Annotated in this window: 2 pseudogenes; both read right to left on the bottom strand. The window is 57.7% G+C overall.

Annotated features, from left to right (window positions below):
• Positions 1-91: 91 nt before the first annotated feature.
• Positions 92-406 (bottom strand): annotated as a pseudogene (locus ROA7023_RS23655) (transposase); the annotation flags it as partial.
• Positions 407-470: 64 nt separating this feature from the next.
• Positions 471-598, bottom strand: a pseudogene (locus tag ROA7023_RS24325) (IS5/IS1182 family transposase); the annotation flags it as partial.

Raw genomic sequence — 598 nt, 5'->3', positions numbered from 1 at the left:
GTCAGGCAAAACCCGCAACTGGCAACCTGCCGGACCCGTCTGGCTTAACCCAGAAACCGAAATCAGCGCCCCTGAAATCAGAGACGCCGCATGAAATCGGCGGACAACTACTTTGACAAACACCGATAGCCTGGAGCCACTTGTGCATCTCGATGTGGCTGTCCTCGAAGATGGTGCCCTTGCGAACCGTGAACTGGCTGCGGCACTCACGGCACTTCCACAGACCGTGGCGCACCTTGCCCTCGGGGTTCTTCTTGCTGGGCTTCGTGCGGACGCCTTCAAGCTTGTAGGCGCGATCCACCACGCCGCAGTGCGGGCACACCGGGCCATCGGCCCAGATGATGCTTTCGACGTGCGCGAAGGATGCGGCTTCGTCGTGCATGTATGGCTTGGACAGAACAGACATGACAGGCTCCTAACGTCTTGACCTCAATCTAAGGCATCACGTTGGGTTTGTCAAATATACAATCACCCTTTTTTGACCCCAGGCTTGAAGCCGTGCGGTGTGCTTTGAGGTAGGTCGCGTCGATAGAGATCGTCTTGTTGTCCGGTGCTTCTGCCGCCAGGCCCGTCATGATCCTGGCGAACACGCCCATAT

It is taken from the genome of Roseisalinus antarcticus (genome assembly GCF_900172355.1).
Lineage (GTDB): Bacteria > Pseudomonadota > Alphaproteobacteria > Rhodobacterales > Rhodobacteraceae > Oceanicola > Oceanicola antarcticus_A.
Note: the sequence above shows the minus strand (reverse complement) of the source record. Positions and strands in the feature narration are given on the sequence as shown.